Below are 18,153 nucleotides of genomic sequence, written 5' to 3'. Positions count from 1 at the left end.
TAAAGTAGAATTACAAAAATATATTAATTACTATAATACGAAACGGATCAAGGCAAAATTAAAAATGAGTCCGGTACAATACCGAACTCATTTTACACACGCTGCCTAATGAAATAACTGTGTCTAACTTTTAGGGGTCACTTCATTCATACTTGTAATCTTTCGGTTTTTTGTTAAACATTTATTCGAGATTGGCGTGTTTTCCATACATTTTATTGGAATCCAATTCTTTTCTCTCCATAAATCTTAAGATAACAGCATCATAAAACAGTAAGAGAGTTTGTTCAAAAAGAGAGCCCATTGGTTGAATGGTTTGAAAATCACCTTTTGTTTGATCTTTTGGAGAACCAGGTAATTTAATCGTAATGTCCGCCAATTGGCCAATTGATGAATCAGGGAAAATCGTGACAGCAGCAATTGTACCGCCGATTTGTTTTGCCTTTTCAGCCATTGAGACTAGACTCTTTGTCTCTCCAGATCCAGACCCAATGATGAACAGATCATCTTCCTCAAAACTTGGTGTAACAGTTTCACCAACAACATAGGCGGAAATTCCCATATGCATCATGCGCATTGCAAATGATCTTGCCATAAATCCAGAGCGACCTGCGCCGGCAACAAATATTTTCCTTGAAGATAAAATCTTATTAACGAGTTCTTCGGCTTCTTTATCGGATATGAGACTTACCGAATGTTTTAGCTCAGTGATAATCTCTTCTAAATACTGAGTGATGTGCATGGAATTTTAACCTTGTTTAATCATTTGTTGCATTTTAGCTGCAACATCTTTCTTATCTTCTTGTCCAGTAATACCGCCGCCGACAATAATTAAATCTGGCTCTGCTTTTAGTGCCTCTGGAAGTGTTTCTAATTTAATGCCACCTGCGATTGCTGTTTTTGCATTTTTTACAACGCTTTTGATTGTTTGTAAGTCGGCAAAGGAATTTTTTCCAACTGCCTGGAGATCATAACCTGTATGAACACAGATATAATCAACACCCATCGCATCTACTTCTTTCGCACGTGTGGCAAGGTCTTTTACTGCAATCATATCAACAAGGATTTTTTTGCCTTGTTTTTTTGCTTCTTCAACAGCCCCTTTAATGGACATGTCTTCAGCTTGGGCTAAAATTGTAATAATATCAGCACCAGCTTCTGAGGCTTTCATCACTTCATAGCCAGCAGCATCCATAATTTTTAAGTCAGCTAATACTTTTAAATTTGGAAATGCTTCCTTTACTTCTTTAACAGCCCGAAGTCCTTCATTAATGACAACAGGTGTTCCAATTTCAACAATATCAATATAGTCCTCTACTTCTTTTACTAACTCAATTGCTTCCGGGATATTTACTAAATCCAATGCTAATTGTAATTCCATCTATACGTCACTCCTTAAGTCTTAATCAATTTCACAAAAGTAATATAACCAATGCGCACAGAATTATTTCTCAGCCAAAATTGGGGATTAACTGTACAGGCATTAGTATACTGCGTATATTCCATCATCGAAAGTACGCACTTTTTTCTTACATAGTGTTAAAAAGTATACTATGTGTTTTCAAAGTGTTATATTAGGAACAACAAAAGTAGTGGAGGGTAATCATATGTCACGTATGCAAAACAAGACATTTAATTGTGAAAAGGAATTGACTCTTTTTGTTATTGGTGGGAAATGGAAAATGCTTATTTTGTGGTATTTAGGCAAAGAGGGAACAAAACGATTCGGCGAGTTAAAAGCACTAATACCGGGTATTACGCAAAGAATGCTTGTGAATCAATTACGTGAACTTGAAGAGGATTTAATCGTTCATCGTGAAGTTTATCCGGTCGTTCCTCCAAAAGTCGAATATTCTTTAACAGAATATGGCGAGAGTTTAATGCCAATTCTTGATGCGATGTATGAATGGGGGAAACATTATATAGAAAGTGTTGTAGAACCTCAGGAAAATATAAAGTAATAATTGTAAACATTTATAGTGACAAACGTTTCACACTCATTGTAGAAAGAAACATCGTTTCCATTCAATCCCCGAAAGGATAAAACAAGTTCGCTTTGGGAGTTGAAGTAAGAATGGATTAGTGAGGCTGTATATGTATAGCGGCCTTTTCTATTGAAACTTACTTTTTAACATGTTAATATAATATTCAAATACATATCCTTTAATTTGGTCCAGAGAGACTAAAAAGGGCGGCTACGATAAGTGCTTTATAGTTTGTTTATTATGCATATTATGCCCTTTTGTCTTTATGGCAAAAGGGCATTTTTATTTTAGATGCCCGTAAAGGAAGGTATGAAAGCTCTTTTAAATAAAGTCCAGTGAGGCTTGGAAGGAGATTTAAAACATGAATTATCGAAATAAAACAGTTGTGGCATCAGTTGCGGGATTAACATTAGAAGGCATGGACATTATGTTTATTTCTTTTGCTATGTCTATGATCATCGCTGAGTTTCATATCAACTTGGCAACAGGAGGGCTGATTTCCTCTATTACGAATATCGGAATGCTCGCAGGGGGAATTATTTTTGGCGTTTTAGCCGATAAATTTGGCAGAGTAAAAGTGTTTACATATTCTATTCTTTTATTTGCAATCGGCACTGCTTTAACAGGTTTGGCAACTAATATCGATCAAGTATATGTCTATCGATTAATTGCGGGTCTAGGCGCTGGCGGAGAGTATGGAATCGGCATGGCTCTTGTTTCTGAAGCATGGCCAAAGGATAAACAAGGAAGAGCATCGTCTTATGTTAGTGTTGGTGCACAATTTGGCGTAATCATTGCAGCGGTACTTAGCTCATTAATCTTGCCAACGTTTGGATGGAGAGGATTGTTCTTCATTGGAATCATTCCAGTAATTTTTGCCGTCATTGTTCGCAAAGGCTTAAAGGAGTCACCTGAATGGCTGAGTGCGCAAAAACAGCATAAGCTTGTCCAACAACAAGGGAGTTTAATTCAATTATTTCAAAATCCTAAAACGGCGGCGACGACCATTGCATTAGCGATTATGGCAACGGTCCAAATTGCAGGATACAACGGATTGATGATTTGGTTGCCATCAATGTTGCAGCAATCGCAAGGCTTATCTGTTTCAAGCTCGGCGCTCTGGACAATTAGTACAGCTGTAGGAATGATTTTAGGAATGCTGACATTTGGGCAATTTATGGATCGTTTAGGAACAAAACGGGCATTTGGGATATTTCTATTCGCTTCAGCAGCTGCTGTATTTTTATATTCATATGCAACTGGAAGTATTGGTGTTCTGTTAGGCGGTGCTGTTGTCGGATTTTTCTCAAATGGAATGTTTGCCGGCTATGGCGCATTAATTAGTAGTTACTATCCTATCCATATTCGTACGACTGCAACAAATATGATCTTCAATTTTGGCAGAGCGCTTGGAGGTTTTTCACCAGTTCTCGTCGGGTATATTTTACAGCACTATAATATGACGATTACAATGGCTTACTTGGCTATTTTGTACTGTATTTCTTTTATTGCTATGCTCACCCTTAAGAATAGGCAGTCTAGAAAGCAGCAGCCAGATGTACTTCCATTCGTTAATCATGAAAATGTTATTTAAAGTTTTTCGTACATGAATTGTAAATGGCCGTTCATTAAAGATGTTTCACAGATGATACTTTCCTTTGGAAAAATAAATGTCCATGGCATACTTGTAGTTGGTTCAATTCTGAGAGATGGGATTGTGAATATATGTTCAGCTATTATTGTAGTTCCTTCAACATAGCGTATAGGAGTTTCACAAAAAGAGAGTAGCTGTTGGCGGAAATTATGAATTAATACAGTAATCAATAGCTCCCCTTTATAGTTTTTAGCTTGCCATAATGTGGAGAAGTGAACAGGGTGCTCACTTATTGATTTAGTTTCTGAAAAAATTTCCTCGATTCTTTTGCGATCTTTAGCAGATAACGTTCGATCCCATGCTTTTTCAAATTGAAGATTTTGCATTATATTTGCACCACCATATTTTTATTAAGCTTATATTAACATATTGCTTTTGATTAGTTTGTCGGTGAAGGGAGTTCAGATAGTTCCATCTGGATTCCTTTTTTAATTATGTTTCTTTTAACGTACATACTGCCTGCTTCATTTCGTTTCCGCTTCAGGATGCTCGCTTTCCGCGGGCAGATGCTGAGCATCCTCGGCGCTACACGGCTGTGGGGTCTCAGCGATTCCGCATTTAACGGTAGTTTTTAATGCGCTGATTGTTTGTCCCTTAATTTTTTTATTAGTTCTTTTGCAGCTTTAGATAAATATTTATCCTTCAGCCAAACTACTGCAGGTTGGGTGTCCAAAAATGGATCGGAAAATTGCAGCACCTTTAATTTCTCCTCATAAACTTGATGAATTTCTGAACGAGGAATGATAGTGATGCCCATTCCTGTCGCGACAAGTGTTAAAATCGTTGAGATTTCTGGACAGTCCAGAACGATATTTGGATGCACATTATGTTGATGAAAGGCATTTATAATATGATCATACATGCCCTTACCGGAAATTCTCCTTCCTAGCAATAAATCATATTTGGAGGCCTCTTCGATACTAATAGTTGTCCCTGAAAATTTAGATTCCCATTGCCGTGGTACGACAACGACAAAAGGATCATCCTTCAAATGAATTGTCTCATAATTGGTTTCTTCAACAGGCAGAAGTAGGAGAGCGATATCAATCTTATTTTGCTGCAATAATTCTTCGAGATAATGAGTATCACCATGCCACATTTTTATATACACATCTGGAAATTCTTTATGAAAGCTACTTAAATGTTCTGCTAAATGAGAAATACAAATAGAAGAGGTCCCAATTGAAATGGTTCCTCTAATTCCTTCTTTTACTTCGGCAATTTCTCTTTTTGTTTCTTCAAGCCCTTGTAATAGATGTTTCGCTCTTTTGTAAAGGATTTTCCCCTCTTCTGTAACCTCCCACTTTTTTCCTTCTCTATGAACTAAAGTAACATCAAGTTCTTCTTCAAGAAGTTTTAATTGATGACTTAAAGGAGGTTGGGCCATGTGGAGGATTTTCGCAGCTTTTGTAATCTGTTTTTCTTCGATAATTGTGCAATAATACCGCAATTGTCTTATATCCATCAAATTCCACCATATAACCTTTCTAATAAACAAGCGTACATAAAATGAATGTTTCAATAGGAATATATACATGATAGCATAGGATTAGGATTAATAAGAAAAGGAAAACTTAAAAACTCTTTAGCAGAACGGTTCGGCTAAAGGAAAACTTATTATAACCATATATAGAATGTATGCTCTTTATATTTATTAGATATTTTTAGTATAAATGTTATAGGAGTATACTGATATTTGTAGGAAAAAAATAATGATGCCGTCTTTAAAGGAAGGGGGAAACAGATGAAAATAATCGTAGGCATAACGGGTGCAACTGGCGCAATATTTGGAGTTCGAATTTTACAGCTCCTTAAAGAAGCTGGGGTAGAGACACATTTAGTCATGTCTCCATGGGCTACAGCTACCATCCCTTTGGAAACGTCTTATACAGTTAAGGATGTAGAATGGTTTGCTGATTTTACATATTCTTATAAAGATCAAGCGGCCCGAATATCAAGCGGTTCCTTTAGAGTTGATGGGATGATCGTAGCACCATGCAGTATGAAAACTCTTGCTTCTATTCGAATAGGATTGGCTGATAATTTAATCACACGTTCTGCAGATGTAATGTTAAAAGAGAGAAAAAAACTCTTGCTGTTAGCTAGAGAGACTCCTTTAAATAACATTCATTTAGAGAACATGCTAGAATTATCACGCATGGGTGCTATCATCTTTCCGCCAATGCCCGCCTTCTATAATCTTCCCCAAACAATTGATGACTTAATTGATCATATTGCCTTTCGAACATTAGATCAATTCGATATTCATTTACCGGATGCTAAACGGTGGAATGGAATCAAAAATATAGAATAAGAAGGAGAACAAATTCATGGCCTATAAAGATTTTCGAGATTTTTTGAATACGCTTGAAAAAGAAGGACAGCTTCTAAAAATTACTGATGAAGTAAAGCCAGAACCAGATATCTCAGCGGCAACTCGTGCTGCGAGCAACTTAGGTGATCAAACACCTGCACTTATGTTTACAAATATTTACGGATATAATGATGCAAAAATTGCGATGAATGTGATGGGGTCTTGGCCAAACCATGCCTTAATGATGGGTATGCCAAAAAATACACCATTAAAGGTGCAGTTCTTTGAATTTGCTCGTCGTTATAGTACATTTCCAATGCCTGTTCAACGTGAAGAAACAGCTCCTTTTCACGAAGTAGAAATTACGGAGGATATCAATTTATTTGAAATCTTACCGTTATTCCGATTAAATCAAGGTGATGGCGGATTTTACATTGATAAAGCATGTGTCATTTCTCGTGATCTTGAAGACCCAGAAAATTTTGGAAAACAAAATGTTGGAATCTATCGAATGCAAGTAAAAGGAAAAGACCGTTTAGGAATACAGCCAGTTCCTCAGCATGATATTGCGATTCATTTACGCCAAGCTGAAGAACGTGGAGAAAACCTTCCTGTTGCTATTGCTTTAGGTTGTGAACCTGCAATCACAACTGCGGCAGCTACACCTCTTTTATATGATCAATCTGAGTATGAGATGGCAGGAGCAATCCAAGGGGAACCGTATCGAATTGTGAAAGCAAAAGATGCCGACTTAGATATACCATGGGGAGCAGAAGTAGTTCTTGAAGGTGAGATTCTTGCTGGAGAGCGTGAATTTGAAGGACCTTTTGGAGAATTCACAGGTCATTATTCTGGCGGCCGCAGTATGCCTGTTATAAAAATTAACCGTGTATATCATCGGAAAAATCCAATTTTTGAACATTTATATATTGGAATGCCTTGGACTGAAACAGATTATATGATCGGCGTTAATACTAGTGTTCCGCTTTACCAACAATTAAAAGAAGCATATCCAAACGAAATTGTTGCGGTTAATGCAATGTATACACATGGTCTTGTAGCGATTATTTCAACGAAGCGCCGTTACGGTGGGTTCGCAAAAGCTGTTGGTATGCGTGCGATGACGACTCCGCATGGTTTAGGTTACTGTAAGATGATCATTGTTGTAGATGAGGATGTTGATCCATTTAACTTGCCACAGGTGATGTGGGCACTTTCAACAAAACTGCATCCAAAACATGATGTCATTGTTATCCCTGATCTTTCAATCATGCCACTAGATCCTGGAGCTAATCCAGCGGGAATTACTCATAAATTAATTTTAGATGCTACAACACCATTAGCGCCTGAGACAAGAGGACATTATGATCAACCGCTTGATTCACCACCAGGGGTTGAAAAATGGGAAAAAATTATTCAACAATTATTACAAAAATAAGGAGTGTTAATATGCATACTTGCCCTCGTTGTGAATCTAAAAGAGCAGAAGTTGTAAGCAAATCCCCAGTGGAAGGGGCATGGGAAGTATATCTTTGCCCTGATTGTATTTTTACGTGGCGTTCATCAGAGCCTGAGAATATTACGAGCCCAGAAAAATATAATAAAGCTTTTAAAGTAAAACTAGAGGATATTCCTTTAGCAGCACATGTTCCTCCGATTCCAGAGAGGATTGTAAAATAATATAGTTGGACTTTAACCCCTATAGTGTAGATGATAAGCTACCCTATAGGGGTTTTTTATGTTTAAGGAGAAACGGCTGCAGTTCGGTATAAAAGGGGGAAATATATGTAAACTATTCTTATTAGTATTTAAGGGGATTGATGAAAATAAACATGATAAAATATAAGCCAATTTTTGAAAATAATTCATTAATGATTTGGAAAATGGTCATTGCCTCTTCATTATCTTGGGAAGTCGCTAAACTGTTAGGTTCACACCACCCATATTTAGCGCCATTAACAGTTATTTTATGTGTGAAATCAATGGTGGATCAAACAATTACATTTGCAAAAAATCGTTTTATTGGAACGGTTCTAGGGAGCTTGCTCATTATCCCTGTATATAAATATATTGATGTAAATGCTTTAACGATAGGACTTTTAATTTTAGTCAGCTGTTTCATTTCAAAGTGGTTAAGATTAGACAGTATTGTGATTGAACAAGTTGCATTAACAATATTACTTGTAGCTGTCCTAGAACAGCAAGCAGGTTCATACGTATTTGACCGCATCAGAGACACGCTCGTTGGAGCAATCTTTGCGATCGTAATCAATATTTATTTATTTCCGTCCACATATGTTAAAAGAATGGAGAAAATTTATGACAAGTACCAAGGCGAATTATCAACATTATTTTTGCACTGTTCTGACTGGATAAAAGGTGGATGTAATCCTGAAAATGGAAAACAGATGCAGCAACAGTTACAGCGGGTTTCTCAGAAATTATTACATATAAACGAAGATTCAAAGAAGATTTCAGCGGTATTTCACTATTTCCCTTTATGTATTAAAAAGGCAAAGATGCTAACGGAGTATGCTCAAAAAATGGATGCCCTCCGCAATGGATGCACTTATTTGCTAACGGTAACAGAGACATTTAAAGAATGGGGACGATCAGGAAAGCTGAATGAGAATGATAAAATCGCATGGTCAAAGCAAATGGAGATATTCAGTAAACATGTAGAAGATTTTCACGATCATTCAGCCAATTCATTGTATACAAATGTGGTGGAAGGACAGCAGAATCAATCATATTCCTTTATTCTTATTCAAGCAACGAAACGCTTTATGAACAGCAACTAAAAGTTTCGTTGTTCTTCCTTCTATTTTGCCACACTTATTGAATATACATATCTATAAGTTTGATTTGAAAGTGGTGAAATGGGATGGAGGATATATTGGAAATATTAGACCAACTCCCTTTCTCAAAGAAAAAAACTGTGTTAGCAACGATCATACATGTTGAAGGGTCAGCTTATAAAAGGGAAGGGTCCTGTATGTTAATTGCAGAGGACGGAACACAAATTGGAATGTTGAGCGCTGGATGCCTTGAAGAGGACGTCAGTTGGAGAGCAAAAGAAGTTTTAGAAAAGGACGAAGCAACAGTCATCACGTATGATCTGCGGGATGAAACAGATTTAGCTTGGGGACAGGGAAGTGGTTGTAATGGAATACTATCTATTTTATTACAGCCAGTGAATGAGCGAATAAATGAACAGCTCATGCGCATCAAAACTCTTTTAGATGAAGGAGAATCTATTTTACATATAAAACGGTTTAGCAAAGATTTTAAACTTATTTCTGAATGGTATTGTCCAACAAATGGAGAACCCTTTGGTGATGAAGCATTTATTTGGAATCCCCCTGAAAAGTTTCCAGAAAAAGATGGACTATTTTACACAGATGAGTTGAACCATCTTTATATTCATATATACAGACCAAGGCCGCGTCTTATTGTATTTGGGGCAGGTGAGGATGCAAAGCCATTGGTGAATATTGCAGCTGAAGTAGGTTTCTCAGTTACGGTATGTGATTGGCGTCCTGCATTATGCAATCAAATGAACTTTCCAAATGCTAAATGCTTTGAAATCGGATTTCCACATGAATTAGGCAACAAACTATCCTTTACAAACAATGATTTTGTCATTTTAATGACGCATCATTTTCAAAGAGATAAGGAACTATTGTCATTTCTAAAACAAAAAGATCTTAACTATTTAGGTGTTTTAGGTCCTAGAAAAAGAACTGCACGATTATTAGAAGAAAAGGAAGTTCCGGATTGTATTTTTTCTCCAGTTGGTATGAACATTCATGCCAGGGGAGCAGAAGAGATTGCGATCAGTATTGTCGCTGAAATGATTCAAGTACTGCGGGAAGGGGAAAAAAATGAAAGAAAACAGGATTATTGGAATTTATCTTGCCGCAGGTCAGAGTAAGCGAATGGGAAGGCATAAACTATCTCTTCCATTAGGTGATGGTTTTCTTGGCAGTATGGCGCTCAAGACGATTCTGCAAACAGAAGTGAATTATACAGCTATCGTTACAAATCCATTAGATGATCTTATCTGGATGTCACCTGCTTTAAGAGAGAATGGGCAATGCGGTGTTTTTCCGTGCCATGACTATATGAACGGGCAATCATCGTCTTTAAAATTAGGAATAAAAATAGCCTCTAAGTTACAGGCTGATGCAGCAGTGATTTTTCTTGCAGATCAACCGTTCATTTCTATAAAAATGATCAGCAAGCTTATTTCTTTATATAAAGGAAATGAACATATAGATGTCGTTTCTTCCTGTTTTAATGGGATATGGCGACCGCCAACTTTATTTTCTCAGAAACTATTTTTACAATTATTAAACATACAGGGGGATAAAGGAGCACGGGAAATATTGAAAGAGAGGAAAGAAAAAAATCGGTTAGCTGTAGAATTTCAAAGCTCAATGTTATTTCTTGATGTAGATAATGAGGAGGATTATTTACTAGCTCGTAACTTAGTAGAGCAATTATACTAAGGGGGGAAAAATGTGAACGTAATTGGAAAAGGCATTATTCGTAAGGATGCGGTTGATAAAGTAACAGGAGAGGCTAAATACGCCAATGATTTTTCTACAAATGGTATGCTTCATGCTGCGATCTTGATGAGCCCTTTAGCACATGCAAGAATTAAAGAGATAGATACAACTGAAGCGAAAAAAATCCCGGGTGTAAGAGCAATTATTGCTGGTGAGAGATTTCCATTAACAGGAGAGGAGATGCGGGACCGGCCTCCGATTGCTGTTGATAAAGTACGCCACCATGGGGAAGCAGTAGCCATTGTTATCGCAGATCATTTAGGAATCGCAAAACAAGCAACTAATATGATTAGAGTAAAATACGAGCCGCTTCCAGTTGTAAATTCCCCAACAGAAGCCTTCAAAAAACATGCCCCACTTGTACATGAAAACTTAGGAAACTATGAAAAAATTGCTGAAGTCTATCCATCTCCAGGAACAAATATTGCAAGCATACAAAAAATTCGTAAAGGGAATATGGAAGTAGGATGGAAAGATAGTGCTGTCACAGTAGAGGCAAGCTTTTCCTTAAAACCATCCGATCACACTGCGATGGAGACTCGTTGCTCAACAGCAGAAATTGAACGTGATGGCACGATTATCATTACGACAACATCTCAAGCACCTTATATGGTGAAAAAATTGATTAGTATGTATTTTAATGAAGATATTGGAAAAATCGTCGTTAAAACCCCGCTTGTAGGTGGTGGATATGGCGGGAAGGCGTCGGTTCATACAGAAATTCTTGCCTATCTTGCCTCAAAAGCTGTTGGAGGCAGGCCTGTTAAACTCGCTTATACTAGAGAAGAGGATATGCTGACAGCCCCGTGTCATATTGGCTTGGATGCGAAAGTGAAACTTGGATGTACAGAGGATGGTGTATTAAAAGTTGCAGAAATTACTTATTTATTTGATGGCGGAGCTTACGCAGATAAAGCAATAGATTTAAGTAGAGCGGCAGCAGTTGATTGCACCGGCCCTTATCATATAGAGAACATTTGGTGTAATTCTTATTGCATGTATACGAACCACCCTTATGCAAGCCCATATCGCGGATTTAGCCATTCAGAACTTTTGTTTGCATTTGAAAGAACAATGGATTTGCTAGCACAGAAACTGGAGATGGATCCTTTTGAATTGCGGTATAAAAATGCAATTCTTCCTGGACATATGACCCCTAGTCAAGTAGTCCTTAATCATAGTACCATTGGCAATTTACGGAAATGTATTGACCGCGTCAAAGAATTGGCAAATTGGAATGAAGGTCAGCTTATTGAAATTGATGAACGTTATATACGTGTAAAAGGTGTAAGTTGTGGCTGGAAAACATCAACGATTGATACAAATGCTAGTTCAGGTGTTGTTCTCACTTTTAATTCCGATGGCAGCGTAAATATTATCTCTGGAATTATTGAGATTGGAACCGGGACGAAAACAATTCTTGCACAAATGCTTGCAGAACGTTTGCAAATGGATGTGAACAAAGTCCATGTCCGTATGGATGTAGAAACCGATACAACACCTGAACATTGGAAAACGGTAGCAAGCCGCGGTACATTTATGGCGGGTAGAGCATTATTAGAGGCGGCTGACGATGTAGAAAGACAATTAAAAGATATAGCCTCCCGGGTATTGCGGTGTTCGCCTACAGTGTTGGCAGTTGCCAATTCTAGAGTATTTTTTAAAGATGATCCTAACATCGGGCTTCCTTTTAGTGCAATTGTACATGGTTATCAATATCCAAATGGAAATTCTATTGGCGGTCAAATCATTGGTAGCGGCAGTTATATTTTACAAGGACTGACCCATATTGATCGTGAAACGGGGGCAGGTAAACCGGGACCTGAATGGACAGTATGTGCTTCGGTTGTGGAAGTAGAATTTGATCGAAGGGATTACACCTATCGTATTGTTAGAGCGAGTACTGTTGTCGATATTGGTATGGTTTTAAATGAAAAAACAGCAAGAGGTCAAGTAACTGGAGCAATGAGTATGGGATTAGCTTTTGGAGGAAGGGAAACTTTTATTTTTGATAAATTAGGAAGAGTAATGAATCCTCAACTAAGAACGTACCGCCCTATCCATTATGGAGAAAATCCTGAGTATTTAGTTGATTTTATTACGACTCCTCAAGTAGATGCGCCCTATGGTGCACGAGGGGTGGGTGAACATGGAATATTAGGAATGCCTGCTGCGCTTGGAAATAGTTTATCGCTAGCTGCTGAAGTCTCTTTACATCAGCTTCCGCTTACTCCAGAGCTAATATGGCGGACGAAGGAGGCGCTAAAAAATGCTTCCTTATGATTTCGAGTATTTCAAGCCTGCATCTGTCCAAGAAGCGATTTCACTTTACCAGACATTAAAATTCGCAGGGAAAACTCCCAAATATTTTTCTGGAGGAACGGAAATTATTACACTTGGAAGAATCAATCTTGTATATACAGATGCTGTCATAGATTTAAAAGGAATCCCAGAATATACCGAAGTAAATACGAGTACCGAACAAACATTATTGGGAGCAGGGCTTTCACTCGTTCAACTGGAAGAATCTAATCCATTCCCACTATTATCAAAAACTGTTAGGGAAATTGCTGATCACACAGCAAGAACGAAAATTACACTGGGCGGCAATATATGCGCAGAAATTTATTATAGAGAAGCGGTTTTACCATTTTTGCTAGCGGATAGTGTAATGGTTATTGCAAATATAGATGGGATAAAAGTATCGCCTATTCATCAAGTTTTTCAAGAGAATTTGTTATTGCATGAAGGGGGCTTTCTGCTGCAAACGATCACAAAACAATCATTCATTGAGGCACCGCATATTAGTATTAAAAGACGCAGACAATGGAATACAGGATATCCCCTTATAACTGTGGCCGCCTTGAAGGTGGATCGGTATATAAGGGTGGCGATTAGTGGATTGGCCCCCTATCCATTTCGGGCATTTGAAATGGAAAAAGTTCTTAATAATCAACAATTAACAATGGAAGAAAAAGTAAATGAAGCCATTGAATATGTGCCATCTACAATTTTAAATGATACAGAAGGTTCCTCGGCTTATCGTATATTTGTTTTAAGAAATACATTGTTCGATATATTAGAAGAGTTAGGAAAGGAATGAAATATAATGCCGCTTATTTCTGTTATCTTACAAGTCAATGGCGAACAAAGAGAGGTAACGATAAGACCTGCAGACACTCTTCTTTATGTTTTGAGAGAAAAACTTGGTTTAACAGGTGCAAAGCCTGGCTGTTTAAATGGCGATTGTGGAGCTTGTACTGTAAATATTGATGGCTGGCCGATGAAATCTTGTTTGATGTTAGGAATAGAGGCAGTAGGTAAAGACGTTTTAACAATAGAGGGATTAACGAATACACCGATTCAGCAAGCCTTTGTTGAGAATTTTGCATTTCAGTGTGGATATTGTACACCTGGCTTTATTATGAATTGCCATTCCTTACTTCAAAAGCACCCAGAGGCTTCAGATGAGGTCATGAAAGAGTGGTTAGAATCAAATATATGTAGATGCACAAGCTATGAGGAAATAAAAGTAGCTATGAAAGCAGCATTAGAGACGAGAGAGCAGGCGGAATAAATCTTTTCAGTAAATTCTTATCTAATAAAATAATGCAATGCAAGGGTAACCATTGCGATTGCCACTAAATGTTTCAATAATATAGTAAACTTACACTGAAAAAAAGAGCGTATTGTATTTTACAAAGACTGTTTTTGTAAACTTTGTTATTGTTTTTACCAAAAAGGAGTTGATTTCCGCTCCAATTAGTTTTTTAATGAATCATTACATTACATTCTTTAAAAACAATTTTTACAAAAAATATCTATAAAACGATTGCTAAAGGAATTTAAAATGAGAGAGACGAGATCCGGTAGGAGTACAGCATTTGTACTTGGCATGGAGGCAACATACGGGTTTTTAACACCGCCTGACTCTGTGAAATTTGCCTCGTCCATCGTAGCGTTAATTCTTCTATATAGCGGCGTTTACAAGTATTGCAAAATACCTGTAAACTGCCGTTTTTCCATTTTTCTTTATCATTATGCTCATGATTGTCTTTCTTTATCATTTTTTGGTTGAAGAGAAGAAACAATTAGGAGCCGTACATGCACAAATCAGCTCCAGAAACATATGTAGAGGGGTTGTTCTTTAGTTACTATACTTTTGTCCCAGCTTTTTTCTAAACTGCTTATTACTTTTTTCTTTTAATTCTATTTTAACTATTAAAATAAATTATTTTAATAAAAAGTATTATATTTATATAGTGGGACATAAGAAATATTGTTTTTTGAAAATAAATGTATTAATGTAAACAATAGAATTGACTTGTGCAGTTTAAGCAATTATTATCTTTAATCTACGAATTGCTACTAGAAAGGAGAGCGTAGCATTATAAAAATTGTTGGAATATTGGAATGAAAAGGAGGGAGATTATTTGTTTGAACCAACAAGCATATTTGGACAAGTAATATTTAATTTGCTCATCGTTTTAACACCTATCTTTTTTTATCAATTAATTTTTTCAAAATTTAATAATAATAGGCTTACTCAAATTATTTCTGGAATTATATTTGGATGTGCTTCCATATTAAGTATGGCCTTCCCAGTAGTTTCAAGCAATTTTGGAAATGGATTTTTATGGGATTTGCGTTGGATCCCTTTTGTAATTTGTGTTCTTTACATGGGATATGTCCCAGGAGCAGTAAGCGCAATTCTTTTAGTAGCGTTTCGCTTTTTTTTAGGGGGAATGACTGCTTCTATTAATACATTATTTGATGCTATTATTCTTTTTATTTTGTTTTCAATTCTTAGAAAAAAATATCATCAGTTTAAAATGATAAATAAGTATTTGATGAATATCGTATTCTCGGTAATTACTTTTTCCGTTATTTGTATATCTTTGTGGATTTATTTTAGTTACTTACATAAATTAGCGTCTTTTTATAGTTTAGGATTTGATTTATTTTTTCAAATGGGTTTATCTTATTTAGTTGGAATAATGGTGTTTACATATTTTACAGAGAATATGATTAACCGAATTAAAATTATGGAACAGATACATAGGGCTGAAAAATTAAATATCGTTAGTGAATTAGCTGCATCTATTGCTCACGAAGTTAGAAATCCATTGACTGTCGTCCGCGGTTTTATTCAGCTTGCAAAAAATGAAGTTGACAACACCATTCAAGGTTATATGAATACAGCAATTCGTGAATTAGATCGAGCGGAAAAAATTATTTCTGACTATTTAAATTTTGCAAAGCCTAAATTGGATGTTAAGAAAGAAGAAGTGAATATAAGCTGTTCAATTAATGAAATGATCTTACTTATGCAATCATATGCTAATTTAAAAGGAATTCAATTAAATAATCATATCGATCAAAATTTATTTATTGAAGCTGACGATTTAAAGTTTAAGCAAGCGCTTTTAAATTTGATTAAAAATGCAATCGAAGCTACAGAACAAGGGCATGTTGATGTAGACGCAAGTTATTCAGAAAAAAAGGGGCATATTATTGTTAATGTTACCGACACAGGTATGGGGATGACAAAAGAACAGTTACAAAAATTAGGAAAGCCTTATTATACAACAAAGAGTGAGGGAACAGGCCTCGGTCTTATGGTAACTTTTCGTTTAATTGAAGCAATTGGTGGTACCTTAACTTTTGACAGTAAGTTGAATCAAGGAACGAAAGCAACGATATGTATAAAAGGATATAAAAAAGAAGCAACTAACATTCATTACATAGATAATGATAGCATTGCTTAAAAAATATCATCATTTCTATTATTGAAACGAGATAGTTAGAAACATATTTTAAATTACTTTCACTGCATTTCAAATCTAAAATTTTTAGAAAGTATTAATTTATATTTAGAAAAACGTAAAGTATTTCATATGAATATTACGGGATAATTCTGTTTTTTCATTAAAAGGAGTAGTTGATTTTCGCTCCAGGATGCTCGCTTTCCACGGGTGGAAGTTGAGCCTCTTCGACGCTGCACGCCTGCGGGGTCTCATCGATCGCGCTAATCCCGCAGTAGGCTCCTATCTACAGTAAATAGGATTTATTTAAAACGAGTAAATTATATAAAGATGAACGTAAAAAAATAAGGATGCCTCATGTTTTTGCGGCATCCTCTTTTTCATTAGTTATAAGAAAAACTTGCGGCAGCTTCATAAGAATGATCTTCATAATTAGCAATAAAGTTTAGTATATCCTCTGCTGCATTTGGGTTTATAAATTCCCTTTGACAATTGATAATACGATTTAGTTCTTCCCCGTCATTATCAAGTAATTTAGCGATTATCTGCTTAATTTCTTTTACATTTTTACATACTACGCCCAAATTAGATTTTTCAGCAAAGTAAGGATTATCTTCTTCTTGTCCAGGCAGTGCACCTGTAATAATCATTGGTGTATTGGTGGCAATTGCTTCGAACATCACATTAGGGCTGCCTCTAGTGAACGCAATATCGGAGGACAACATTAAATCCTGAATATTTTTTGTGAATCCATAAATTTCAACTTTGTCTCTATATTTACTTAATGACTGTTCTAATTTTTCTTTTAATTTTATATTTCTTCCAGCAACAATTTTTACATTACAATTAAAGTTTTCAAGTAAAATCTCAGCAATTTTATTCATATTTCCTACGCCTTCACCGCCGCTCATAATTAAGCACTTTAAAGGTGTATCTTTTTTATAATGAACTTTCGTATTTGCATGGTTCCTAAAAAATCGCGCACGAACCGGAAATCCTATTAACTTAACATTTTCAGGTGGAACACCGTAATTTAAACATTTCTCACGGGCCTCTGCTGTTGGGCTTATAATAAAATTAGCTCTTTTATCTGCCCAAAGAGGACTAATATTAACTAGGTCGGCAATTAATGTTATAAAAGGAATTTTAATATATCGCTCTTCTAAAATGTTTAAGATGGAGCCGTTGAAATTTGGATGAACAGATAAAATAAGATCAGGTTTTACTTCATCCAGTAATTTTAAAAAATTATCTTTTATCAATCCTTCAATAAACCTGTTGATTAACTTTGGGTTATCTGAAGATATGTTGTATACCATCTTCCATATATTTTCTGCTTTTCTAGTAATGGGACCATACAATTTTCCGATGCCAAGTAATGCTTGTCCTCCAAGGGAAAAGCCATCAACAACATGTATATTGACATCATGATCATTTTTGTTTTTTTCACATATAGCTTCTGTAATGCTTTTATGACCATGACCTGTATGATCGGAAGAAATGATTAGGATTTTTTTGCTCATTTTACCAAGCCTTTCTAAAAGACGTATATTATAATCATAACAAATAAATGAATCTACAGTAGATAATTATACTGAGAAATTTTTTATATTTTGCCACATTCATTTTATTCACTTATTTAAATTGTATGTTAAGGATACAATAAAAATAAGAAATATATTTTATTTCATTATACTTTCTTTTTCATGTTCTGTATTAGATAATATCATATTGATGAATTGTCAAAAACTTTTTTTATATATACATTGAAAAGTATATATAATTGGGTATATTAGGGAATTTTTTAGTACGTAATTATCTTAAAAAAAGTATTTCTAGCCCATTACAAGAAGTACGATATCTTTTA

General features: G+C 35.9%; 18 protein-coding genes. 13 read left to right on the top strand and 5 right to left on the bottom strand.

What is annotated here, in order from left to right; translation table 11 throughout:
• Positions 1-109, top strand: a 109-nt coding sequence (locus G4D61_RS08215) for an IS3 family transposase (protein WP_163173683.1), incomplete at its 5' end; no start/stop codon positions are given.
• 72 nt (positions 110-181) lie between these two features.
• On the opposite strand, the gene hxlB is transcribed toward G4D61_RS08215, so the two are convergent.
• Together hxlB and hxlA are read right to left on the bottom strand one after the other, a co-directional pair.
• Positions 182-739, bottom strand: coding sequence for a 6-phospho-3-hexuloisomerase (gene hxlB / locus G4D61_RS08210; RefSeq protein WP_163173681.1), 558 nt, complete (start codon positions 737-739; stop codon positions 182-184).
• A 6-nt stretch (positions 740-745) separates the two neighbouring features.
• Entirely contained in the window at positions 746-1,378 is a 633-nt protein-coding gene (gene hxlA / locus G4D61_RS08205) for a 3-hexulose-6-phosphate synthase (RefSeq protein ID WP_163173679.1), read from the bottom strand.
• A gap of 226 nt (positions 1,379-1,604) precedes the next feature.
• Here hxlA and hxlR point away from each other — a divergent pair, with 226 nt between their 5' ends.
• Complete coding sequence (gene hxlR, locus G4D61_RS08200) at positions 1,605-1,958, top strand: transcriptional activator HxlR (RefSeq protein ID WP_163173677.1); 354 nt, start codon at positions 1,605-1,607, stop codon at positions 1,956-1,958.
• 385 nt (positions 1,959-2,343) lie between these two features.
• Positions 2,344-3,576 (top strand): MFS transporter, encoded by a 1,233-nt coding sequence (locus G4D61_RS08195; RefSeq protein ID WP_035354570.1) that lies wholly within the window; start codon positions 2,344-2,346, stop codon positions 3,574-3,576.
• Here G4D61_RS08195 and G4D61_RS08190 read toward each other — a convergent pair.
• Positions 3,573-3,962 carry an SLAP domain-containing protein gene (locus G4D61_RS08190; protein WP_163173675.1) on the bottom strand — a complete coding sequence of 130 codons (390 nt, stop codon included), beginning with the start codon at positions 3,960-3,962 and terminating at the stop codon, positions 3,573-3,575. The two genes, G4D61_RS08195 and G4D61_RS08190, sit on opposite strands and share 4 nt — an antisense overlap.
• Positions 3,963-4,207: 245 nt before the next feature.
• Positions 4,208-5,101, bottom strand: a complete 894-nt coding sequence (locus G4D61_RS08185) for a LysR family transcriptional regulator (protein WP_035354574.1) — start codon at positions 5,099-5,101, stop codon at positions 4,208-4,210.
• 279 nt (positions 5,102-5,380) lie between these two features.
• Between G4D61_RS08185 and G4D61_RS08180 the strand changes: the two genes are divergently transcribed.
• The 10 genes from G4D61_RS08180 to G4D61_RS08135 all read left to right on the top strand — a co-directional run bounded on the left by G4D61_RS08180 (position 5,381) and on the right by G4D61_RS08135 (position 16,289).
• Positions 5,381-5,950, top strand: coding sequence for a non-oxidative hydroxyarylic acid decarboxylases subunit B (locus tag G4D61_RS08180; RefSeq protein WP_163173673.1), 570 nt, complete (start codon positions 5,381-5,383; stop codon positions 5,948-5,950).
• Between the two features lie 16 nt (positions 5,951-5,966).
• Entirely contained in the window at positions 5,967-7,388 is a 1,422-nt protein-coding gene (locus G4D61_RS08175) for a non-oxidative hydroxyarylic acid decarboxylases subunit C (protein ID WP_163173671.1), read from the top strand.
• A gap of 11 nt (positions 7,389-7,399) precedes the next feature.
• The gene (locus G4D61_RS08170; protein ID WP_025731321.1) at positions 7,400-7,630 is read left to right on the top strand and encodes a non-oxidative hydroxyarylic acid decarboxylases subunit D; all 231 of its coding nucleotides are present in this window, start codon (positions 7,400-7,402) and stop codon (positions 7,628-7,630) included.
• A 140-nt stretch (positions 7,631-7,770) separates the two neighbouring features.
• Positions 7,771-8,751 carry an FUSC family protein gene (locus G4D61_RS08165; protein ID WP_163173669.1) on the top strand — a complete coding sequence of 327 codons (981 nt, stop codon included), beginning with the start codon at positions 7,771-7,773 and terminating at the stop codon, positions 8,749-8,751.
• A gap of 95 nt (positions 8,752-8,846) precedes the next feature.
• Positions 8,847-9,884, top strand: a complete 1,038-nt coding sequence (locus G4D61_RS08160; protein WP_235929347.1) for an XdhC family protein — start codon at positions 8,847-8,849, stop codon at positions 9,882-9,884.
• On the top strand, positions 9,835-10,461 hold the full coding sequence (locus G4D61_RS08155; protein ID WP_163173665.1) for a nucleotidyltransferase family protein: 627 nt from the start codon (positions 9,835-9,837) through the stop codon (positions 10,459-10,461). The genes G4D61_RS08160 and G4D61_RS08155 overlap by 50 nt, the downstream gene beginning before the upstream one ends.
• A 12-nt stretch (positions 10,462-10,473) precedes the next feature.
• Positions 10,474-12,804 carry a xanthine dehydrogenase family protein molybdopterin-binding subunit gene (locus G4D61_RS08150; RefSeq protein WP_163173663.1) on the top strand — a complete coding sequence of 777 codons (2,331 nt, stop codon included), beginning with the start codon at positions 10,474-10,476 and terminating at the stop codon, positions 12,802-12,804.
• Complete coding sequence (locus G4D61_RS08145; RefSeq protein ID WP_025731316.1) at positions 12,791-13,624, top strand: FAD binding domain-containing protein; 834 nt, start codon at positions 12,791-12,793, stop codon at positions 13,622-13,624. The genes G4D61_RS08150 and G4D61_RS08145 overlap by 14 nt, the downstream gene beginning before the upstream one ends.
• Before the next feature lie 6 nt (positions 13,625-13,630).
• Positions 13,631-14,098: a (2Fe-2S)-binding protein gene (locus tag G4D61_RS08140; protein ID WP_205603241.1), complete on the top strand. Its 468-nt coding sequence runs from the start codon at positions 13,631-13,633 to the stop codon at positions 14,096-14,098.
• Positions 14,099-14,954: 856 nt separating this feature from the next.
• On the top strand, positions 14,955-16,289 hold the full coding sequence (locus G4D61_RS08135; RefSeq protein WP_163173661.1) for an ATP-binding protein: 1,335 nt from the start codon (positions 14,955-14,957) through the stop codon (positions 16,287-16,289).
• A gap of 380 nt (positions 16,290-16,669) precedes the next feature.
• Here the strand turns inward: G4D61_RS08135 and G4D61_RS08130 are convergent, their stop codons facing one another.
• Positions 16,670-17,809, bottom strand: a complete 1,140-nt coding sequence (locus G4D61_RS08130) for an MGDG synthase family glycosyltransferase (RefSeq protein ID WP_025731313.1) — start codon at positions 17,807-17,809, stop codon at positions 16,670-16,672.
• Positions 17,810-18,153: the final 344 nt, after the last annotated feature.

Origin of the sequence: Heyndrickxia ginsengihumi, assembly GCF_011008565.1 — a bacterium.
GTDB lineage: Bacteria > Bacillota > Bacilli > Bacillales > Bacillaceae_C > Weizmannia > Weizmannia ginsengihumi.
This window is presented reverse-complemented; position numbering and strand designations above follow the sequence as displayed.

Bases quoted from the DNA above. Each gene is read 5' to 3' on its own strand.
- hxlB (WP_163173681.1), bottom strand. From the start codon at position 739: ATGCACATCACTCAGTATTTAGAAGAGATTATCACTGAGCTAAAACAT.
- hxlA (WP_163173679.1), bottom strand. From the start codon at position 1,378: ATGGAATTACAATTAGCATTGGATTTAGTAAATATCCCGGAAGCAATT.
- hxlR (WP_163173677.1), top strand. From the start codon at position 1,605: ATGTCACGTATGCAAAACAAGACATTTAATTGTGAAAAGGAATTGACT.
- G4D61_RS08195 (WP_035354570.1), top strand. From the start codon at position 2,344: ATGAATTATCGAAATAAAACAGTTGTGGCATCAGTTGCGGGATTAACA.
- G4D61_RS08190 (WP_163173675.1), bottom strand. From the start codon at position 3,962: ATGCAAAATCTTCAATTTGAAAAAGCATGGGATCGAACGTTATCTGCT.
- G4D61_RS08185 (WP_035354574.1), bottom strand. From the start codon at position 5,101: ATGGATATAAGACAATTGCGGTATTATTGCACAATTATCGAAGAAAAA.
- G4D61_RS08180 (WP_163173673.1), top strand. From the start codon at position 5,381: ATGAAAATAATCGTAGGCATAACGGGTGCAACTGGCGCAATATTTGGA.
- G4D61_RS08175 (WP_163173671.1), top strand. From the start codon at position 5,967: ATGGCCTATAAAGATTTTCGAGATTTTTTGAATACGCTTGAAAAAGAA.
- G4D61_RS08170 (WP_025731321.1), top strand. From the start codon at position 7,400: ATGCATACTTGCCCTCGTTGTGAATCTAAAAGAGCAGAAGTTGTAAGC.
- G4D61_RS08165 (WP_163173669.1), top strand. From the start codon at position 7,771: ATGAAAATAAACATGATAAAATATAAGCCAATTTTTGAAAATAATTCA.
- G4D61_RS08155 (WP_163173665.1), top strand. From the start codon at position 9,835: ATGAAAGAAAACAGGATTATTGGAATTTATCTTGCCGCAGGTCAGAGT.
- G4D61_RS08145 (WP_025731316.1), top strand. From the start codon at position 12,791: ATGCTTCCTTATGATTTCGAGTATTTCAAGCCTGCATCTGTCCAAGAA.
- G4D61_RS08140 (WP_205603241.1), top strand. From the start codon at position 13,631: ATGCCGCTTATTTCTGTTATCTTACAAGTCAATGGCGAACAAAGAGAG.
- G4D61_RS08130 (WP_025731313.1), bottom strand. From the start codon at position 17,809: ATGAGCAAAAAAATCCTAATCATTTCTTCCGATCATACAGGTCATGGT.